Annotated in this window: 17 protein-coding genes; 2 read left to right on the forward strand and 15 right to left on the reverse strand. The window is 54.1% G+C overall.

All coding sequences use genetic code 11. The features are described from left to right. Nucleotides 1–44: 44 nt before the first annotated feature. From AC1AY0_RS06830 to mraZ, 13 genes are all read right to left on the reverse strand, one after another. Nucleotides 45–746, reverse strand: coding sequence for a DUF1206 domain-containing protein (locus AC1AY0_RS06830; protein WP_476523125.1), 702 nt, complete (start codon nucleotides 744–746; stop codon nucleotides 45–47). Between the two features lie 285 nt (nucleotides 747–1,031). Then, on the reverse strand, nucleotides 1,032–2,069 hold the full coding sequence (locus AC1AY0_RS06835; RefSeq protein WP_476526094.1) for a cell division protein FtsQ/DivIB: 1,038 nt from the start codon (nucleotides 2,067–2,069) through the stop codon (nucleotides 1,032–1,034). Continuing rightward, entirely contained in the window at nucleotides 2,069–3,607 is a 1,539-nt protein-coding gene (murC, locus tag AC1AY0_RS06840; protein ID WP_476526096.1) for a UDP-N-acetylmuramate--L-alanine ligase, read from the reverse strand. Before murC ends, AC1AY0_RS06835 begins: the two co-directional genes overlap by 1 nt. Before the next feature lie 70 nt (nucleotides 3,608–3,677). Next, nucleotides 3,678–4,862 (reverse strand): UDP-N-acetylglucosamine--N-acetylmuramyl-(pentapeptide) pyrophosphoryl-undecaprenol N-acetylglucosamine transferase, encoded by a 1,185-nt coding sequence (locus AC1AY0_RS06845; RefSeq protein WP_476523122.1) that lies wholly within the window; start codon nucleotides 4,860–4,862, stop codon nucleotides 3,678–3,680. A 16-nt stretch (nucleotides 4,863–4,878) separates the two neighbouring features. Further along, nucleotides 4,879–6,096: a putative lipid II flippase FtsW gene (ftsW, locus tag AC1AY0_RS06850; protein WP_476523121.1), complete on the reverse strand. Its 1,218-nt coding sequence runs from the start codon at nucleotides 6,094–6,096 to the stop codon at nucleotides 4,879–4,881. Beyond that, nucleotides 6,083–7,528, reverse strand: a complete 1,446-nt coding sequence (gene murD / locus AC1AY0_RS06855) for a UDP-N-acetylmuramoyl-L-alanine--D-glutamate ligase (RefSeq protein WP_476523314.1) — start codon at nucleotides 7,526–7,528, stop codon at nucleotides 6,083–6,085. Before murD ends, ftsW begins: the two co-directional genes overlap by 14 nt. A gap of 66 nt (nucleotides 7,529–7,594) precedes the next feature. Continuing rightward, complete coding sequence (gene mraY / locus AC1AY0_RS06860) at nucleotides 7,595–8,701, reverse strand: phospho-N-acetylmuramoyl-pentapeptide-transferase (RefSeq protein WP_476523119.1); 1,107 nt, start codon at nucleotides 8,699–8,701, stop codon at nucleotides 7,595–7,597. A gap of 58 nt (nucleotides 8,702–8,759) precedes the next feature. After that, nucleotides 8,760–10,211 (reverse strand): UDP-N-acetylmuramoyl-tripeptide--D-alanyl-D-alanine ligase, encoded by a 1,452-nt coding sequence (locus tag AC1AY0_RS06865; protein WP_476523118.1) that lies wholly within the window; start codon nucleotides 10,209–10,211, stop codon nucleotides 8,760–8,762. 50 nt (nucleotides 10,212–10,261) lie between these two features. Next, entirely contained in the window at nucleotides 10,262–11,131 is an 870-nt protein-coding gene (locus AC1AY0_RS06870; protein ID WP_476523117.1) for a hypothetical protein, read from the reverse strand. A 38-nt stretch (nucleotides 11,132–11,169) separates the two neighbouring features. Further along, entirely contained in the window at nucleotides 11,170–12,975 is a 1,806-nt protein-coding gene (locus AC1AY0_RS06875; protein WP_476526097.1) for a peptidoglycan D,D-transpeptidase FtsI family protein, read from the reverse strand. Then, complete coding sequence (gene ftsL, locus AC1AY0_RS06880) at nucleotides 12,972–13,430, reverse strand: cell division protein FtsL (RefSeq protein WP_476523115.1); 459 nt, start codon at nucleotides 13,428–13,430, stop codon at nucleotides 12,972–12,974. Before ftsL ends, AC1AY0_RS06875 begins: the two co-directional genes overlap by 4 nt. 2 nt (nucleotides 13,431–13,432) lie before the next feature. After that, a complete protein-coding gene (rsmH, locus tag AC1AY0_RS06885) occupies nucleotides 13,433–14,509 on the reverse strand; it encodes a 16S rRNA (cytosine(1402)-N(4))-methyltransferase RsmH (protein WP_476523114.1) in 1,077 nt (358 codons plus the stop codon). Then, nucleotides 14,509–14,991, reverse strand: coding sequence for a division/cell wall cluster transcriptional repressor MraZ (mraZ, locus tag AC1AY0_RS06890; RefSeq protein WP_476523313.1), 483 nt, complete (start codon nucleotides 14,989–14,991; stop codon nucleotides 14,509–14,511). The genes rsmH and mraZ overlap by 1 nt, the downstream gene beginning before the upstream one ends. 411 nt (nucleotides 14,992–15,402) lie before the next feature. On the opposite strand from mraZ, the gene AC1AY0_RS06895 reads away from it, so the two are divergent. Next, nucleotides 15,403–17,682, forward strand: coding sequence for a HelD family protein (locus AC1AY0_RS06895; protein WP_476523113.1), 2,280 nt, complete (start codon nucleotides 15,403–15,405; stop codon nucleotides 17,680–17,682). Nucleotides 17,683–17,692: 10 nt separating this feature from the next. Continuing rightward, complete coding sequence (gene serA, locus AC1AY0_RS06900; RefSeq protein WP_476523112.1) at nucleotides 17,693–18,892, forward strand: phosphoglycerate dehydrogenase; 1,200 nt, start codon at nucleotides 17,693–17,695, stop codon at nucleotides 18,890–18,892. A 136-nt stretch (nucleotides 18,893–19,028) separates the two neighbouring features. Here the strand turns inward: serA and nrdR are convergent, their stop codons facing one another. Together nrdR and AC1AY0_RS06910 are read right to left on the reverse strand one after the other, a co-directional pair. Continuing rightward, entirely contained in the window at nucleotides 19,029–19,475 is a 447-nt protein-coding gene (gene nrdR, locus AC1AY0_RS06905; RefSeq protein WP_476523311.1) for a transcriptional regulator NrdR, read from the reverse strand. 52 nt (nucleotides 19,476–19,527) lie between these two features. After that, entirely contained in the window at nucleotides 19,528–19,827 is a 300-nt protein-coding gene (locus tag AC1AY0_RS06910) for a LysM peptidoglycan-binding domain-containing protein (RefSeq protein WP_476523310.1), read from the reverse strand. Between the last annotated feature and the right edge of the window lie 6 nt (nucleotides 19,828–19,833).

Raw genomic sequence — 19,833 nt, forward strand, 5'->3', positions numbered from 1 at the left:
ACGCCGGGCGGGGCGGTTTTCTTGTATTCATGCGTTGGCGATGATCATGCATGGTCCCTGACCATGGCCACGACATCATGGTTCTTCTCGCGAATGGTTTCGTCGGAGAGCATTTCCTCGGTGGTCATCCACCGGCAGTCCTTGGAATCCACATGGAAGCGTTCACCTCGCCATGCGTCGGGCATTCGAAGGATGTTCGCCTTGTACAGCGTGTAATCGTAGATCCTGTTCTCCTGATGCTCGGTGGAATACTTCTCGTGCGTCTCATCGGTGACCCTCACCAGGGTGAAATCCTTTTTCGGGATCTCGAATCCTGCGGAAAGGTACTCCGTCAGGAGCCTGAGGTTCTCGGTCTCACTGTCCGCGGTGGCGTGATTGGGGAAGAAATCGCAATCCCAGCCCTTGTCATGGTAGAGAAGGTAGCGGTTGCCGTCGTTGATGGCGATGATGCTGCTGTGCTTCTCCGTCCGGTCCATGTCCTTCAGCTCCTGATACAGTTCCTCGGCGTTATAGCCGTTCTTCCATGTAATGATAAGCCCGATAAGCGAATACAGGGTCACGATTGTCGCGGCGACGCCGAACGATACCGCCAGCCATAGCGGTATGTCCACAGTGAACGCGGACAGTATCAGGAAGCATCCTTCCACGAAACCCGTCATTCGCGCCGTCCTGGATCCGAAGCCGATGGTCTCGCTGCGCTTCTGCAGCAGCGTCTGCAATCGGTCGGAATCGATTCTCAATAGCATGTAGCGCAATGGTATACAGTCCCGTGAATAATCGCGATTCACGGCTGCGCGCACATCGTTTTTTGCCCACATTTTGCCCACATTTTTTCTGAAAACGGGTGAAAAACAGTGAAACGCACGGAAAACGGGAAAGCCGCTCAGCCCTACTCCCGTAAGGGAAAACGGCCATTTCAAGCCGTTCACGAAACCCGGTGCGATGGGGTTCAATTCCCCGCGCCTCCACCAGATGCAGAAAAGCGTCGTTGTTCATCAGAACAACGACGCTTTTCTTTTTGCTGTACAAGCCTATTTCAGAATCGGCCTGCTTGGAGCAGAGACGTCAACCTGCTTATAGTCGCCGATTACATTGGGATCGTTGAGGATCTTATCGACTTCAGCCATCTTGAGCTTTAATTGCGAGGAGTCACCCCACACAATCACATGCTCGCCATCATTCAATGTGGTCGTTACCGAATCCTGAGTTGCCACAGTAACCTTGGTAATCTGCTTACGCATTGATTCAGGCAACGCGGCCAAAATCGTCAAAGCGCCCTTTACCGAACGGTTCTTCAGGCTCTTCTCCACATCTTTGACCTCGATTACCGGTATGCCTTGGGTATCGGCATTCTTTTGCACCGAGTTCAGTACTCGAGCCTGATCATCCACAGCAGTAAGCGTGTCCCCACTTTTCAGCATGGCAGCAGGCTTTTGCGCCTGAATGGTTACGCTCATTGACTTAGGGAAGTGCTTGGAGACTTTTGCTTCACTGACGCCTGGAATAGCTTTCAGCTGATTGACAACGTCGTTGGAAGAAACCAAGAATAATGATTTGCCTGCCTGTTTATCCGCAATACTGTGAATAGTCGCGCTACTCACCCATTCATTGGCGCCAGACACGCTAATCGCATTCGCTTCCAGCCGGAACACAGAAGAAAACAGCAGCAGCCATAGTAATGCGCTAATCACTATAACCGCTACTGCTGCAATGGCAGCACGTACAGCAATCACGCGTGCGTTTGCTTTTCTGCGTTCTTTAGCTCGCGCCTTGAAATCCACCACTTTCGGGCGTGAAGCTACTCCGAGAGGACCACTTGTCTGGCGGAGAGTTTCCGCTACATAATCCTCACTGCGTAACGTTCGTGCGTCAACAAAAGCCCCGGCCTTACCCTTGGCTACCGTAACATCCTGGATTTCAGGGGCTTTGCCTGGCTGTGAGACCACGCTTCGCTGAGTCCTAGGCTTACGCGTTCCCGCGTTACGCTGTGCCTGAGATTCAACAACGCGAGCTTTCCGCTTGCCTGAAGCATCTGAAGCGCCTGAAGAACTGACCGTACGTCCGGCCATTACTCGCAGCTCTCCCTATGTGCCTCAAGAGCGGTCAGCAGCACCTGATCCATATCGGTAATGTCACCGGCTCCTACAGTGAAGATCACATCGCCATGATGGGCGCGCATAGCCATCATTTTGGCCGCTAGGCACATATCGTCCACCGGTTGAATCCAAGTACCCTGAGATTCATCCTTGAGCCCTTCAGCCGCGTCCACAATGGTGTCTGGACCGACATCCGGGAAGTCCACTTGCTTTTCACGCGCGGGGAAAATACCAGTGACGATAACGTCATCCGCCTTAGCCAACGCTTCCGCAAATTCGCAGGCAAAGAACTTGGTTCGGGAGAACAGGTGAGGTTGGAACAGTACACGAATCGTCGACTGCGGATAACGGCGACGAGCAGCATCCAGCAAAGCGGCAATTTCAGTGGGATGATGTGCATAATCATCCACAACGGTGACCTGCTTCACGGTGCCACGCACCTGGAAACGGCGAGCCGCACCCAGGAAGCTACCTGCAGCCTTCGCTGCATCAGCAGGGGCTACTCCCAGCAACACAGCAGCTGTAATAGCAGCAGCAGCGTTACGCGCATTATGAATACCGGGGACCTTCAAAGCCACGCTTTGGCAAATCGGTTCGCCACCGGTCACGGACGCCGGCAATTCCAGCGTCAGCTGTTCAGTACCGCTGCCGGCAGTCTCGTTTTCAGAGGAGATAGCCACCAGCGCCGCTCCTGCCAAATCAGGCAACTGATTTTCCGGAGTAGTGCCGTACACCACGGTATGCGTCTTGACTTCAGCCGGCAACGATTCGAATACCGCAAGTGCATCCTTGTCATCGGCGCAAATCACCACATGACCGGTCGCGTGCTCGGCATGGTTCACAAAAGCGGCGCGATAATGTGCCTCATCACCGTAATGGTCCAAATGATCGGCTTCAGCATTGGTGATAATAGCGATTGTCGGATGATATTTTGCGAAGCTACCATCAGACTCGTCAGCTTCAGCTACCAGCACCGAACCGGCGCCGGCATGTCCGCCGTCAAGGGAGCTGCCATCAGGCCCTTGAATAGAGCCGCCGATGGCGTAGCTGGGATCAAACCCAGCATGCACCAAAATATGAGCGAGCATAGAGCTCGTCGTGGTCTTGCCATGCGCGCCTGCCACAGTAACAGCCTGCTTGCCGTTCATCAGCAGTGCCAGAATATCGCTGCGATGCACAATGCGCTTGCCAGCCTCGTGTGCAGCTACGATCTCTGGATTATCAGGCTTAATGGCGCTTGAATACACCACGGTGGACGCATCGACCACGTTTTCAGCCTTCTGCCCGAATTCCACAGTGATACCCAGGGCTTCGAGACGGTCTGTTTTGGCGCTGTGCTCTCGATCAGACCCATCAACCTGCACGCCCTCAGCGTGCAGCATTTCCGCCAAGACGCTCATGCCCGCGCCACCGATGCCGATGAAGTGCGTGGAACCGAGATCAGCTGGGGTTGCCTGCGCATCAAACGCAGCATGCGTGGGATCAAGCACGATGGATTGTTCTTGAGACAATTGACTCTCCTTGAAGGATTATTCCTGACCACATATTGTATGCCTGCATACCGTCTCAGGCCCTGCCAAATCAGGCAGACTGACCATGAGCAAGGCTGAGCACATGACGTGCCATGATTTCGGAGGCATCTCGAATGCCGTATTCCCATGCTTTGCGACCAAAATCAGCCAAACGGTTTTGGTCTGCGAGCAGCTCAGGCACATGGTTGTGAACCCAGTCTGGAGTCATATCCTTATCGGCAACCAACAGACCGCCACCGGCCTGCACTACTGGTTCGGCATTGAAACGCTGCTCACCATTGCCGATAGGCAATGGCACGTAAATGGCTGGCAAACCTAATGCGGCCAGTTCAGAAACCGATCCTGCTCCAGCTCGGCAGATCACCAGATCAGCGCAGGCGAACGCCAAATCAATACGTTCGAGATATTCGGCGACGTGATAATCGCCTTTACCGTATGAATCCAGACCGAGCCCCGTCAATACGTCGGCTTTTGCCGATTTGGAAACCAAGTCGCGAACCTCATCGCTTTTTCCGCGACCAGTCAGGTGAATAATCTGCGCATGCGCCAACAAATCCGCAGCCGAAGAGGCGATAGCACGATTCAGGCTCTGTGCGCCCAAAGAGCCACCAGTCACCAACACCAGCGGTCGATTCGGATCAACGCCAAGCAGTTCGGCCGATTCTCGACGAACCGCTCCCCTATCATGTTCGATGCGCTGAGCAAGTGCAGCGATTGCCGGGCGCAGAGGCAAACCAACGCGCTCCATACGAGCATCTGACGCCGGCTTCAATCCGGTATTGTCATACACGGTACCGATAAAATCAGCCCAGCGGGCGCCAAGCTTATTGGCCATGCCCGCACGTGCATTCTGCTCATGAATGGCGATTGGAATCCCCATCTTATGGGCCGTCGCATATACCGGCGCTGACGCATAACCGCCGAAGCCTGCCACAACATCAGCGTGCCTTTTCTCAAGGATGCTGCGCACCTTGGCGGTTTCGCGCTTCCACTTTGCCGGGAACTTGAGCATATAGAGATTGGGGCGACGTGGGAATGGCACTTTTTCAATAGTGTCCAATTCATACCCTGCGTTCGGCACGAGATCCTTTTCCAATCCTACAGCCGTACCGATAACGGTAACCTGCGCGTCCGGTTCGATTTTTCGAATGGCATCAGCCACAGCAAGTAAAGGGTTGACATGCCCAGCGGTACCGCCACCGGCAAGAACTATATGAGGTGTTCCTTGAGTCATGGTTACTGAGTGTACTCTACACATTCTGACGAGATTGGTTAATCTGCGGTTGGCATCGCATAAGCCCCACAACAAGGCCGGCCGCGGTCAAGCACATCACCATGGATGAGCCACCTGCCGAGACGAATGGCATAGGCACACCCAGAACCGGGAACACACCAACAACCACACCAATGTTGACCATGGCCTGGCCAACCAGCCAAATGGTGACACACATCAGCACCATGGATACGTACCGGTCGGTGACCTGCAAGGCCACGGCAATCATGCACCATCCAAGAATCACAAAGAAGATGATCACCACGATGCAGCCTACAAAACCGGTTTCCTCACCGATAATGGCGAAGATGAAATCGTTGTGAGCGGCAGGCAGATAGTTCCATTTTTCGCGTGAATTACCGATGCCTACGCCAAGAAAACCGCCTGATGCTATTGCATATTTGGCATGCATCGACTGGTAGCACACGGTTTGCGCATCCGCCGCCGAGCAATCCCCGTACGTAGCCAGGATTCTTCGCATACGGTTTGGACTGGATATAGCAAGCGCTGCAACCAATCCGACGGCTGCGATAATGCCTGCGACCATCCATTTACCGGGGAACCCGGCAACAAGGAACGCCGTGAAGCCAATGAACAGCATAATCATGGCGGTACCAAGATCCTTGCCGGCAATCACTGCTGCTAAACCTAAACCATAAATCAGCAACGGCTTTGTATATGCCTTGATGCCGTCTTTACGGTACCGTTTTTTACACGCGTACAAAGAGGTTGGTAGCCACACGCATACCGCGAACTTCATAAATTCAGCAGGCTGAATAGTGGTAAATCCTAGGTTCAGCCAACCTCGGTTGCCGTATACGTCGACGCCCAGTGGAGTAAGCGTCAGAAACTGCAGACCAATGGCAATCCACATGGCCCAGATGCCGAAACGTTTCCAAAAACGCAGCGGCAACATCATAACAATGAAGCCGAGAACCAGGCCAATAACGCAGAAGCCGCTCTGTGATGCTAAGCGCAGGAACGGAGACACTCCTTGCGCCGCCATAGACACCGTGGAGCTGGAGAACACCATGATAATGCCGAAGCAGGTAAGGCCTACCACAGCGGTACGAAAACCGTGGTAGCACCATACCGGATTCAGCAAGCTTCTCCAGCCCGTGTAATCAGTAATGGTCAGAGCCGGTTTGCCATGTGATGCGCGTACACGACGCGCGGGAGACTCATTGGAGGCCATGCACCTCGCTCCAGGTCTTCGCTGCTGCCGCGAACTTGTTGCCACGGTCGGCATAGGACTTGAACTGGTCCATGGAAGCGCAAGCGGGGGCCATCAGCACCACATCACCAGCTTGGGCATATTGGCCACAGGCTTCAACGGCACGCTCCATAACAGTTGCGTTGTCTGCAGGATCAATAAACGTTACCGGAATCTCAGGGGCTTGGCTGGCAAAAGCCTCTCGCATTGGCTCCTGGTCCTTGCCAATGATTACGGCAGCTTTAATGGTCTTAGCCTGATCGTGAATAAGCTGTTCAAAACGGCTGCCCTTAGCCAGACCGCCGGCAATCCAAACTACCGACTTTGCAGGGAAGCTCGAAAGGGAAGCATTCGCAGCGTGGCCGTTCGTGGCCTTGGAATCATCAACGAATCGAATGGAACCACCCTGAACCTGTGCTTGTGCCACAGTTTCAATACGATGCCCGCCAGGCTTGAATGCCTTCAACGCCTTCAATGCGGTTGCTGCATCAGCGCCCAGTCCAAGTACAAGCGCCAAAGCGGTCAACGCATCAGCCACCAAATGCGGGTACAGCGTGCCATCCGGCTCCATCAAATGCGTGAACTCCGCAATGGGAGCAAGTTTGACTGATTCACCAACCGTGCCGGAGGCGACGCCACTTCGATCGACAATCCAGCCATCTTCAATGCCGATTTCACCAGCTTGCGGCACAGCCAAGGTAAAACCTACCTTACGGCAGCCGGGGGCAGTCTGCGCCTGCTGTGCCAGTGCGCTCACCGTTGCATCCTGCGCATTGTAGACGATGGCGCGCTTGGCGTTATGAAACACCTTCGACTTGTCGGCGGCATAATTTTCGCGACCACCATGCCAATCCAGATGGTCATCAGCAATATTGGTGATTGCCGCGCAATCCAATTCCAAGGAATCCGTGAAATGCAGCTGGAACGAGCTCAGCTCCACGCAGAGTGCATCATGGTGAGGATTCGTAGCGCAGCGAGACAAGCTCATGGACATGTCTCCGGAAGCGATATTGCCAGCAGTAGGCGCATCCATGCCGCATGCGCTCAGCATTTCCGAGGTCATCTCGGTGGTGGACGTTTTGCCGTTGGTTCCGGTGATGCCAATCCAAGGTGCAGGCTGCCCGGTGCGCTCATTGTTCACACGCAAACGCCAAGCGAATTCCACTTCGCTCATTACGGGAATACCGCGGCGCTGTGCTTCAAGAATGAACGGAGTACGCGGATTGAACACCGGAGAGGCCATCACATAATCCACTCGACCCCAATCAACCTGGTCGAAGGAGTGCAAATCAGCTTCGGGCTTGCGTTCGTCAACGCCAATAACGTGGGCACCACGCTCAGCCAACACCTGTGCCAACGATGTTCCGGATACTCCCAGTCCGGCGATTACCACTGTCTTATCCGCTACTTGCATCATTCCTCCCAATACACAATCACCGAACAATCACCAAGACGGGATAGGCCGTCTCGCTCTTTTCCGTTAGTTAAACAGAAGTCCGGAGCGAGCTACCCAGTCGCCATAGAACACAGTAAGCGCCAACAGCACAAAAAGCAGCTCAATCATCCAGAATCGAACCACAACCTTGGTTTCAGTCCATCCCTTCAATTCGAAGTGGTGGTGAATTGGCGCCATCTTGAATACGCGCTTATGCGTTAGCTTGAAATAGCCCACCTGGATAACGTCACTCATGGCTTCCATCACATACAAGCCGCCGAGAATCACCGTGAGGAATTCCGTGTGCGTGGCGATGGACAGTGCTGCAAACAGGCCACCCAAAGCTAACGAACCGGTATCACCCATGAAAATCGATGCAGGGTTCGAGTTGTACCACAGGAATCCGAAGCAGGCCACGGCTGCGCAGATAGCGATAATCGTTAAATCAAGAGGATCGGAAACCGCGTATGAGTAGCCTTCATGCCCGCCGCCCTTAATGTGGTAGCTTTCCCAGAATGCGATGACGCCAAAACCAGTGAAGGAAATCATGGAGGAGCCTGCTGCCAAGCCATCCAAACCGTCAGTCAGATTCACTGCGTTCGTCCACGCGGTCATCAGGAAATTCACCCAAATGACGAACAGAATAATAGCCACTGCTCGGCCTGCGAAATCAAAGCTGAAGAACGGCTTCTCAATGAAGCTCATGCCCGGCTGCGCGCTCGGGAATCCTGACTTCGTAGGAATGATCAATGCCAATACCGCATAAATCGTGGCAAAAATAAACTGACCGACGAATTTGCCGCCAACGGTCAAGCCTTCATTCTGCTTCTTACGGACCTTGGCGAAATCATCGATAAAACCAAGCACACCCATGGAAAGCATTGCGAACAGCACAAGCACTGCGGACCATGATGGGGTGTCTCCCGAATGCAGGTATCGGTACAGCGCAGAAGAACCCCAACCCAGTAGAATGGCGAAGTTAATGACTACGCCACCCAATGTAGGGGTACCGCGCTTGACCAGATGCGATTTCGGACCATCTTGACGAATGTATTGGCCGTAATGCAGTGTGTGCACAAGCTTGATGAGCATAGGGGTGCCCACTAGGGTGACGACTAACGACACCAGCATTCCAATAATCAGAGCAATCACGAGTGGTTTCTCTCCTCTTGTCGGTGGATTGGCACCTAATTCCTAATTAATTCGTTATCTAGTTCTTTGACCAACGCTCCGCCAGTGCACTCAAGCCTGACGCATGAGAGCCCTTAAGCAAAACAACCGTATCCGGATGCTTCGCAGCCAAATCCAACACCAGCTGCTCGGCACGATCAATATTCTCAACACAGTCTACCGAGGTCTCTGCCACGCCTCTAGCCCCCTCGGCCAAAGCCTGAGCCATATTGTGCAGATGTTCATCGCTATCGGAACCAACAGCGATAATGGCATCCAGGCCGAGTTCTGCAGCAAAGCGGCCCACGGACTGGTGAAGGTCTTTCTCGCTTTCACCAAGTTCAAGCATGGCTCCGAGCAGCGCAACGCGGAACGGCTTACCGCCGTCTTTGGAAGTCCAAGCCTTCAACCCCTCAAGGCCGGCCTTCATCGAATCCGGGTTGGCATTGAAGGAATCATCAATCAGTGTGAAATGCGATTGCCCACGGGTGACTTCAGACAGCGCCATGCGGTGAGGGCTAATAGTGCGCTGTTCGTGAAGCACCTGAGCGATATCCTCCAACGTCATGCCATATCGCAGTGCCACGGTAGCCGCAGCCAAGGCGTTCATAACGTTGTGAAGGCCAGGAATGCCGAGATGCACGCGTACATGGGTTCCATCTGAAGCATGCAGTGTAAATTCGGCATGATCATCCGTGTCAGCGGTGATATCCGTTGCCGTCACCTCAGGCTCATGGCCGCCATTCTTGCCGAACCACATCACCTGTGCCGGCGCGATTGCCGCCATGGGAACCACATGATCGTCGTCGCCGTTCAGCACGGCAACGCCGTCAGGCAGCAGGCCTGCAACAATCTCGCTTTTTGCCTGTGCGATGCGTTCGCGAGATCCGAACTCACCCAAATGCGCGACGCCAACCTTAAGCACCACCGCGGTATTGGGCGGGGCGATGCGCGTCAGGCGTGCAATCTCCCCCAAATGGTTAGCGCCCATTTCCGCCACAAAGAATCGGGTGTGCTCATCAATCTTCAGTGCGGTCAGCGGCAAACCGATCTCATTGTTGAAGGATCCGATAGGAGCCACAGTCGGGCCAATCTTGGCCATAAGCGCTGAGAGCAAATCCTTGGTGGTGGTTTTGCCTACAGAACCAGTCAGGCCGATGATGTCGAAGCCTGACGGCAGTTCACGGCGACGCTCGATATTGTGCTTGGCCAGTTTGCCCAATGCGTCAACCGTGTTCTCCACTACGATCTGGGCAAGCCCGTGTGCGGGCACTTCATGATCCACAATGGCCGCTACAGCACCTTGAGCACCCACGGTACCTACGAAATCATGACCATCAACACGCTCGCCCTTAATGGCTACGAATACCGAGCCGTCAGTCACCTGCCGCGAATCGCTGACAGCGCTTGTTGCGGCGGCCGCGGGACCATCACCGGCGATGACACGTCCGTCAACCGCCTGTGCGATTTCCTCGACACTCATCGGAACCATGTTTTCCACTCCTTGCAATCCAGGCGGCGCTTCCTCGGCACCGCGGATGATTAATTAAGATTATTCGCTACCCTCAATGCGCTGCGCACATTGTTCTTTCGTACACCGGCCGCCAGTACCATCGCGATGGCCAAAGACATATGCCCTGCCCGAATCCGGTCGTAGCCAACGGGAGATTCCAGGGCAAGATCGTCGGATTCCGGAGTCGTACCAGTCAGCACAAGATCACGGTCCGAGATAAAGGAATACTTTGTCTTCAGCGCGGAAACATCCTGATTCGACATATTGTGCTCAATTCCCAGCACATCGACGTTGACGGATTCCAACGCATGGTTGTGCACTGTTGCCGGATTCAGTGCGATGATCATTGCGGCGACGCCATCTTCCGCACAGACTGCCAATGTGCGCTGCATGTCGAGAACACCCAGTGGATATGACAGATTCAACGTGCGCGTCATGGAAGTGGAACCGCGTGAATCAATCACCGCCACCGGATTACCGAGCATATGCAGGAAATCGGCCAGCTGTGTCACATTGGCGCTGATTTCGTCGTCATCATCACCGGATACAGCGAATACAGCCATCGAATTGGTCGGTGAACCGGCTAACGTGACGGCGATATCTCCCAATACGTGATCATTGATTTCGCCAAAAACCAGCGGAATATCCGCCTGCGGGCATTGATGCTGGAATGCACGAGGCAACAATGCGGCATAAGCGCCAGCTTGTGCCGCATGGGTTAATTCAGCAGTCCGATTGCCGCATACAAACAACGATCCCGGCCCTACACTGTCCAAGGAATCACTCAGAGATGTGATGGTGACATTGGACGCGAATTGCGGAACAATATCGAAACCATACTTCTCAGCCAACGTGCCCAACGTCATACGTTGGGAAATGGCTTCGCTCACCGCGCTCATGGGCTAACGCCTTTCTTCCATAGTCACCATTCTCATCATCACCACGTGACTGGAATAGCATCTGTACGTGGGCTTGATACCGGCACCTCGTATTTCTGCATAAGGAACTCACAAATCTGGGCGGAAACAGGACCAGCCGTTAAACCGCCGTAGGAGCCCTGCGGATCCTTCATCACTACAGTAACCACAAACCTTGGATTATCGGCAGGAATCACTACTGAGTAATCGGAGATGATGGAGCTCAGGGTACCGTTATCGCCCTGCACCTCAGCGGTACCGGACTTGGCGGCCATGCGGTAACCATCGACTTTGACGAACTTGCTATAGTCTTCCGCCACGGATTCCATAGCATTCATCACGTCGGCAGCCACCTGCTCGTCGACGACTCGCGTGGCCTCGCCATGCTTCACTTCAGTGGTCTTGCCATCCGCATTTGTGGTCGATTTAATAATCGACTGCTGCTGACGCACACCTTTATTAGCCAGCGTGGCCACAACATTGGTCAGCTGCAGCGCATTAACCGTATAACCCTGGCCGAACAGCACGGTGTTGCGCGTACGCAAATCCCAAGACGATGGATCAGTAAGCACACCGTTGGATTCGCCCGGCAGGTTCAATCCGGTGGACTGGCCAATGCCAAACTTGGTGAGGTATTCGTAACGCTGTTCATCCGTGTAGTTCTTGCCAGCGAGCACCATGCCGTTGTTGGAGGACTTCTGCAAGATACCGGCCAGGGTCCAATGCATGTCACCGTGAGTGAATGCATCCTTGAAATCCTGACCGTTGTCAGTCACCGAGTTCGGCACCGTGAACTTGTCAGTCATCTTATGCTCGCCGGTTTGCAGATATCCTGCAGCTGAAATCAGCTTGCCAATCGAACCCGGTTCAAAGGTTTCCGAAACAGCACGCGAAGCTCCCAGCTTCGCCTCATCCGTTCCGGCATCGACTTCGTCGCTATCGGCAAGAGCAAGAATCTCTCCACTCTGCACATCCTGAACCACGCCAATAACCCACGGCGAATTGTACGTGGACTTGGCTTCTTTCATGATCTTCTTGACATACCATTGCACGTCACGATCAATAGTCAGGTTCACGTCAGAACCATCCTTGGCAGCCACCGATTCGGTCATGGTGCCGGGGATTTCCTCACCGCCGTAATTGCCACGCTGGTAGGTTTGATGACCATCGGTACCGGTGAGCACTTTGTTTTCCATCTGCTCGATACCGGCCACACCAGTGCCTTCATCATTGACGCCGCCCAATAACGAACCCATCAGATCACCGTCTGAATAGATGCGTTCGCTGCTGAGCTCACCCCAGACGATACCGCCAAGGTTCAGGTCATCGATGCTGCGCTTGACCTGCGGCGTCACGTCCTTTTTCAAAATAACGTACTGGCCGCTAATCGACAGATCAGCGCCCAATTCCATCGCGCTGATGCCCAGCTCCTTGGACAGTAAGCGTCCTACTGCGGCAGCACCTGTGACTCCAACCGGCTTGCCATCGATTTGATGGCAGTAATCCTGATTGTTCTTATTGCAGGTAATCGGAGTGAATTCCTGAGCAGCTTCAGGATTGGCTACAATCGTGTACCTTTCCACGCTTTGCGCCAGCACAGTGCCATTGGCATCCAAAATACGGCCTCTTTTGGCGCTGAGCGTCACGCGAGATGTACGCGAAGCCGTGGCGGCCTGCGCCATCTGACGTCCATCAATAAGCTGGATGGACGCCAACTGCCCCACGCACAGCGAAGCCACGAATGCTAAAGCCAGGCCAATCGCGATGCATTTGGTCGCAAAGGTTTTCACCTTAGCGAACCGTATGATGCGGGAAATGATCTTCACTGTGCTCCGCCTTCCGCGTCCTTCGGCTGCTGGTATCCCTGAAGGTCGATGGTTACTGCGCCGCCTTTGGAGACCATGCCCATTTCGCTCGCCTTATCCGGCAGCGAAGCAACCAATTGATCGAGTTGTGCCTGATCATCCTCAATGTCTTGAGTCAGCACATTGATATGACTTTTGACTTCTGCGGCTTCAAAGGAGTTCTGCACCATCTCGGTTCGCAGCATCAAAGCGCCCAGCAAGGTGGCGCCCAAAAACACCACGGCAATGACCACATGCACCATTGGTGCGGTACGTGTCCTCGTCCATTCGAGGACACGGCCGAATACGTTGCTCGCTTCATCACCGTGAGGATTGGTAATCACCCTCAGCTGCGGACGAGAGCTCGCCTGCGACTTGGCTTGGGGGCGCTGCGATGCCGAAGAACCGGATCGAATGCTACGTGCCGTTGCCGCCATGTTTAATGTCTCCTCGAATTATTGCGATTGTTGGTATGTTTTCCACTGCGTCGAGTGCCGGGGTCATGCGTGGCCTCAGGCTGCTCGACCATATGCTCGAAGCGGCTGCGCCATCGGTCCGGTATGGGCCGTGCAAGTTCCACCGCACGTAATCTGACTGATGCGGAACGCGGGTTTGAAGCGATTTCCTGCTCGTCGGCCTTGATGGCTCCTCGAGTCAGCTCGGTGAAGAAGGGCTGTGCGTCGGGCGGCACTATCGGCAAATCGGCGGGCGCATCGATTTTCAAGCCATACGCCATGAATGATTTGACGGTTTTGTCTTCCAACGAATGGTAGGACTCCACTATCAGGCGTCCGCCTACATTGAGTCGGTTTGCCGCCTGGGGCAATGTGGATGCGAGTTTGGCCAATTCGCCGTTCACTTCAATGCGCAGTGCTTGGAAAACGCGCTTGGCGGGATTTCCTGCAGGACGATGGGCTTTAGGAACCACACGTTCTACCAAGGCATTGAGTTGGCCGGTAGTGGTCAATGGCTCTTTGGCTCGGTCGGTCACGATTGCGCGAGCGATTTGACGAGCAAAACGTTCCTCTCCGTATTCCTTGAAGATGCGCACCAATGCGGGAGCATCATAAGTGGCGAGGATACGTTGTGCTGTCAGCTCCTGGCTCACATCCATGCGCATGTCAAGCGGTGCGTCATGGGAGTATGAGAAGCCACGGTCCGCTTCATCGATCTGAAGACTGGACAATCCCAAATCCATGAAGACCGCGTCCACGCGTTCGATGCCTTGATCTTCAAGCACCTGATCAAGTTCATCAAAAGCTGCATGAACCGGAGTGAATCGGTCGGCAAGTCCTTCCTGTTCCATACGAGCGGTTGCCAGCGCCAATGCTTCGCTGTCTCGATCAATACCGATAAGACGAGCCTGAGGGGCGGCTTTCAGGAATGCGGTGGAGTGACCGGCCAAGCCAAGCGTGCAATCCACTGCAATGGCACCTTCATGCGCCAAAGCGGGCGCCATGAGATTAACGCAGTCTTCCAGCAGTACCGGCTGGTGAATAGTGGTCAGATCAGTCATCAGAATTCAACCTCCGGCAATACATCATCGGCAATATCGGCGTAATCCTCTTCCTTCTGAGCGAGGTAAGCCTCCCAAGCATCCTTATTCCAGATTTCCGCTCGCGTGCCCACGCCGATAACCACGATGTCCGAACCGAGGTTGGCATAGTCACGCAGCATTTGCGGCACAACCACGCGGCCTTGCTTATCCGGTTCCTGGTCCACAGCTCCGGAAAGGAACACACGCAGGTATTCACGTGCAGCCTTGTTGCCCACGGAAGTGCGCTGAATTTGCGCGGCGATGCGGCGAAATTCATCGAAGGGCAGTAAATATACGCACCGCTCCTGGCCACGAGCCATGACCAGGCCGGCTCCAAGCTGAGAACGGAATTTAGCGGGAAGTGCTACTCGGCCTTTGGCATCGATTTTTGGAGTGTACGTGCCCAGGAGCAGCGGCGGCAGGCCCGACAGGAGATCTGCGATTCCGGCGGAGCCATTCATGGAGGATTGTGCATCCTGTGAGGTCTGTTCACCAGCCATGGCTCCACCTCCTTTTTCGCGCGTTTAGGTACACTCCTGCCAACTGGTTCACCACTTTACCCCACTGTTCCCCATTTTTCCCCACTAGCACACAATTTGCCCACGCTTTTAGGAAGAATTCATCTCATTCGTGCGTGTCGGCCGGTCTCCCCTATGGATTCGTCGGTCATCGGCCAGGCTGGATCAGCATCTTCCCCACCGGTCGCGCATGAGCGTCATCTGCACCTCGCACTCATCACGCTCACTACACCCATGTGAATTCACCGGAAGTTCATGCGTCTGATTGACTTACTGAGCAGCTCGGTAGGGGGCGTGCGGTAAATTTGAATGCCTTAAAGTGTTGACCTTGAAGAAATGGAAACGAAGAGAAGCATGTCGAGTTACGCCTCACAGCTGCATGAGGAACAACAAGCCGTTGATCGTGCCTACGGTCGCCTTGATGACCTTCGTGCCGAAATGTGGCATCGCCTAGATACCGTTCGAGCCGCAGGATCCCATGGATCGCCCACGCAACGCACGGAACGAGATTCTTTTGCCACGATGTATGAGGATCGCCTCACCCAACTTCGCAGTGTCGAAGATCGTTTGGTGTTCGGTCGTCTCGATTCCAAAGACGGTACTCGGCATTACATCGGCCGCATCGGCCTGTCCAGCACCGATCACGAGCCCATTCTGACCGACTGGCGCGCCGAAGCTGCACGACCGTTCTATGAAGCTACTCCTTCCAACCATGGTGACATTGTGATGCGTAGGCATATCACGCTGAGCTTCCGCAATGTGGTAGGTGTTGAAGATGAGGTGCTCGACGTTCATTCCGACCAGGTCGGTCAAGCGTCATCAGCCGGCACACTCACTGGCGAAGGCGCACTTCTTGCCTCGCTCAGCTCACGCCGTACCGGCAAAATGACCGATATTGTGGCCACTATTCAGGCTGAGCAGGATCGCATTATCCGTTCCGCAATGAATCGCGCCGTGGTGGTGCAGGGTGGTCCAGGTACCGGCAAGACGGCAGTGGCCTTGCATCGTGCCGCGTATCTGCTCTATACCCATCGCCGCACCTTGGAACGTTCAGGTGTATTAGTGGTGGGCCCCAGCTCGGCTTTCCTGCATTACATTGACCAGGTGCTTCCCTCTTTGGGTGAGACCGGTGTGGTGTCTCGCACCATCAGCGACCTTATTCCCGGCATTACTGCTACCGCCATTGACACCCCGTATGCCGCCAAGCTCAAGGGCGATAGGCGTATGGCACAGGTCGTGGCTAATGCCATTGCCTCGCGCATCCGCATACCTGCGAACCTGCCGACAGTGACCATCAGCGGTATTCCGGTATCGATGCTCGCTGTTGACATCCAGCAGGCACAGGCTGACGCGAAGCGTACTCGACAGCCTCATAACAAGGCTCGCGAAACTTTCATCCGCTCCATGCTGTCCAGCATGCAGCGCCGCTATGCCGATCAGTTGGACTATACGCCAGATCAGGCCGAGCTCAATCGTGCGATGCAATTGCTGCGCATGAACGACGCCGTACGTAAAACGCTGAACCTGTGCTGGCTGCCAATGACGGGACCGTGGCTTATCGATCAGCTGTTCGCCCATCCAGAACGTTTGAAGGCTTTCGGCGGCTGGCTGTCCAATGATGATATTCGCGCACTTGCGCGCCCCAAGGGTTCGCCGTTGACAAAGTCCGATATTCCGCTGCTTGATGAAGCCATGGAATTGCTGGGTCCCGATCCCAAGGTGGTAGCCCGCAAATCAGCGGCTGACGCGCGCCGCGCTGCGGAAGAGCAGTACGCCAAGGACACTCTTGCCGCTACGGGTCTTGGCCAGGGCATTGTTTCCAGCCAGATGCTTCTTGATCAAATGAACGGTAACGATGCTGAGCTGACTTCACAGCGTGCAGCCGCTGACCGCGAATGGGCCTATGGGCATATTGTGGTTGATGAGGCACAGGAACTTACCGCCATGGATTGGCGAATGCTGATGCGCCGTTGCCCCTCACGTTCGTTCACCATTGTGGGCGATGTGGCGCAGACGTCTGCTCTCGGTGGCACTAGACGTTGGGACAAAACGATGAATCGTTTGTTCGGAGCAAATAACTGGGATCTTAATGAGCTGACCATCAACTACCGTAATCCGCAGGCGGTTTCTGACTTGGCGTCCCAGTTCGCGCAGAATGAGGGCCTGTATATTTCCACTGTGCATGCTGTGCGTGATCTGCCCGAATCGGTATCTCGCCATACTGTTGACGATACGAAGGCATTGTTGCAGACCGTGGCCAACCAGTCGGCTCAATTGGCGAATCATTTTGTTTCTGCAGACGGCACTGGCCGTATTGCCATCATTTGCCCGGATTCGCTTATCGATCCGGTGCGCCAATCTGTGCGCAAGCGCCTATCCAGCGTGCTTGACCCCAAGGAATATCAGCGGCTACTGGATCAACCCGAGTGGGACGAGCAGATCAGTGTGTGCGGAACGGAAACCGTAAAGGGTTTGGAGTTCGACGCAGTGATCGTAGTCGAGCCTGGAATGATTGAAGATGATGCGCCAAGCCGTCTGGTTGCCGCATCTGACCTGTATGTAGCAATGACCAGACCCACTCAGAAACTGGTTATAGTTCGGACAAAAGCGGACGAACAGTCCATGAACATCTAAGGTGAAAGTCATGCCGAAAGCACTGTTATTGGAAAATATCCATCCAGACGCAGCCCAATCGTTACGCGATCATGGTTTTGAAGTCGAAACGATGAAAGGCGCACTCAGCGAAGACGAGCTGATTGATGCCCTTGATGGCGTGGATCTGGTTGGCGTCCGATCTAAAACTAACGTCACCGCCCGCGTCTTGGCTGCACGTCCAAACCTCAGTGCTGTTGGCTGCTTCTGCATTGGCACGAATCAGGTTGATTTGGATTATGCGGGCAAGCATGGCATTGCCGTGTTCAATGCTCCGTATTCCAACACTCGTTCCGTGGTGGAACTGGTGATTTGCGACATCATCTGCCTTATGCGCCGAATTCCGGCTCATACGCACCATATCAAGCATGGTGTTTGGGATAAGTCCGCTGCCGGCTCCCATGAGGTACGAGGCAAAACGCTCGGCATTATCGGATATGGCAATATCGGCTCCCAGCTTTCAGTGCTCGCTGAAGCGCTCGGTATGCGCGTGGTTTTCTACGATATTGAAGAGAAGCTTGCCTTGGGTAATGCTCATCGTTGTGCTACGCTGAATGAGCTTTTGGAGCAGTCCGACGCTGTGACACTGCATGTTGATGGACGTAAGTCCAATACTGGTTTCTTTGGCGAAGATCAGTTTGCTCATATGAAGCAGGATGCGATTTTCATTAATTTGTCTCGTGGCTTTGTGGCTGATTTGGATGCACTGAAGCAGCATCTTGATTCCGGTCATCTTGCTGGAGCGGCAGTTGATGTATTCCCTGTAGAGCCGAAGAAGAGCGGCGATGCATTCAATACACCGCTGGCTGACGAAGACAATATGATTCTGACCCCGCATATCGGTGGCTCCACGTTGGAGGCACAGGAATCTATTGGTCATTTTGTGTCTCAACGCCTTGAAGATTATTGGTTCAATGGCTCTACGTCACTGTCCGTGAATTTGCCGCAAATCAATCTAGGCAAGTGCAAGGGTGTATGCCGCATTGCTCATTTGCACGATAATCTTCCGGGTGTTTTGGCTCGCGTCAACCATGTATTGGGCAACGAGAACATTAATATCTCGTTCCAGTCCCTGGCTACTGAGGGTGAGATTGGCTATGTGGTTACCGACGTGGCTTCCAAGCCCAGCGCGGCAACTCTTGAGGCCTTGCGCGGTATTGAGGGAACAATTCGCATGCGTGTCACGAACTGAGCTCGTTGCGTTGCTAAGTTTCTGATCACACACTGAAACTGACTGTCATAGGCAGTTTGTGAATGGGGCTGGTGTTGAGAACATTCTCAACACCAGCCCCATTCGTGTAGTTATCAAGTAGGCACTTGTACTGACGTCACTGCTTGTTGCGCAATTCATCAATAGCGTGTTGGAAATCTTCCAAGCCAGAGAAATCCTGATATACGCTTGCGAAGCGCAGATAGGCCACTTCATCCAAATCTCGCAAAGGCTTCAGGATAGCCTTGCCGACCTCGTCTGAAGTGACTTCAGCAAGACCTCGTGAACGCAAATCTTCTTCGACCTTTTGCCCCAGCGCTTTCAAATCTTCTTCTCGCACCGGGCGACCTTGGCACGCCTTGCGCACACCATTGATGACTTTGTCACGGCTGAATGGCTCTGCACCACCAGAACGCTTGGTGACCAAAAGCATACTGGTTTCCAATGTGGTGAAGCGCCTATTGCATTTGGGGCACACACGGCGTCTACGAATGGAATGGCCGTCTTCACTGATACGGGTATCAATAACTTTGGTGTCGGGATTCTGGCAAAAAGGACAATGCATGCCACCTAGGATAACGTGACCATGGAGAAAATCCGAATACAGGTGGTTCGCATTACGCATGAGGAACAATAATCCGTTGGCCTGCCTGCAATGCGCCTGAATCCAAATCATTGAGTTCAATCAGCTCATCGACCGTTTCAGACACATCCTGCCCTTGCGGCGTTATGGAAGAAGCATACGACCATAACGTATCCCCCGGCTTCACAATGTAGCTCGTCATGCCGGTCGTGCCCGCATCCGACTGTGCCGTTCGAGCCGACCATGCGCCAACACCGAACCATGCCAACATGGTGGCAAGCAGCATTGCAAGCACAACATTATGCCTACGTTGGCGCTTCACCCGTTCAGACATATGCAG

The sequence above is a fragment of the Bifidobacterium sp. LH_416 genome, assembly GCF_056357055.1.

Coding starts and splice junctions, on each gene's coding strand:
- AC1AY0_RS06830 (WP_476523125.1), bottom strand. CDS start 746: ATGCTATTGAGAATCGATTCCGACCGATTGCAGACGCTGCTGCAGAAG.
- AC1AY0_RS06835 (WP_476526094.1), bottom strand. CDS start 2,069: ATGGCCGGACGTACGGTCAGTTCTTCAGGCGCTTCAGATGCTTCAGGC.
- AC1AY0_RS06845 (WP_476523122.1), bottom strand. CDS start 4,862: ATGACTCAAGGAACACCTCATATAGTTCTTGCCGGTGGCGGTACCGCT.
- ftsW (WP_476523121.1), bottom strand. CDS start 6,096: ATGGCCTCCAATGAGTCTCCCGCGCGTCGTGTACGCGCATCACATGGC.
- murD (WP_476523314.1), bottom strand. CDS start 7,528: ATGCAAGTAGCGGATAAGACAGTGGTAATCGCCGGACTGGGAGTATCC.
- AC1AY0_RS06865 (WP_476523118.1), bottom strand. CDS start 10,211: ATGGTTCCGATGAGTGTCGAGGAAATCGCACAGGCGGTTGACGGACGT.
- AC1AY0_RS06870 (WP_476523117.1), bottom strand. CDS start 11,131: ATGAGCGCGGTGAGCGAAGCCATTTCCCAACGTATGACGTTGGGCACG.
- ftsL (WP_476523115.1), bottom strand. CDS start 13,430: ATGGCGGCAACGGCACGTAGCATTCGATCCGGTTCTTCGGCATCGCAG.
- rsmH (WP_476523114.1), bottom strand. CDS start 14,509: ATGACTGATCTGACCACTATTCACCAGCCGGTACTGCTGGAAGACTGC.
- mraZ (WP_476523313.1), bottom strand. CDS start 14,991: ATGAATGGCTCCGCCGGAATCGCAGATCTCCTGTCGGGCCTGCCGCCG.
- AC1AY0_RS06895 (WP_476523113.1), top strand. CDS start 15,403: ATGTCGAGTTACGCCTCACAGCTGCATGAGGAACAACAAGCCGTTGAT.
- serA (WP_476523112.1), top strand. CDS start 17,693: ATGCCGAAAGCACTGTTATTGGAAAATATCCATCCAGACGCAGCCCAA.
- nrdR (WP_476523311.1), bottom strand. CDS start 19,475: ATGCATTGTCCTTTTTGCCAGAATCCCGACACCAAAGTTATTGATACC.
- AC1AY0_RS06910 (WP_476523310.1), bottom strand. CDS start 19,827: ATGTCTGAACGGGTGAAGCGCCAACGTAGGCATAATGTTGTGCTTGCA.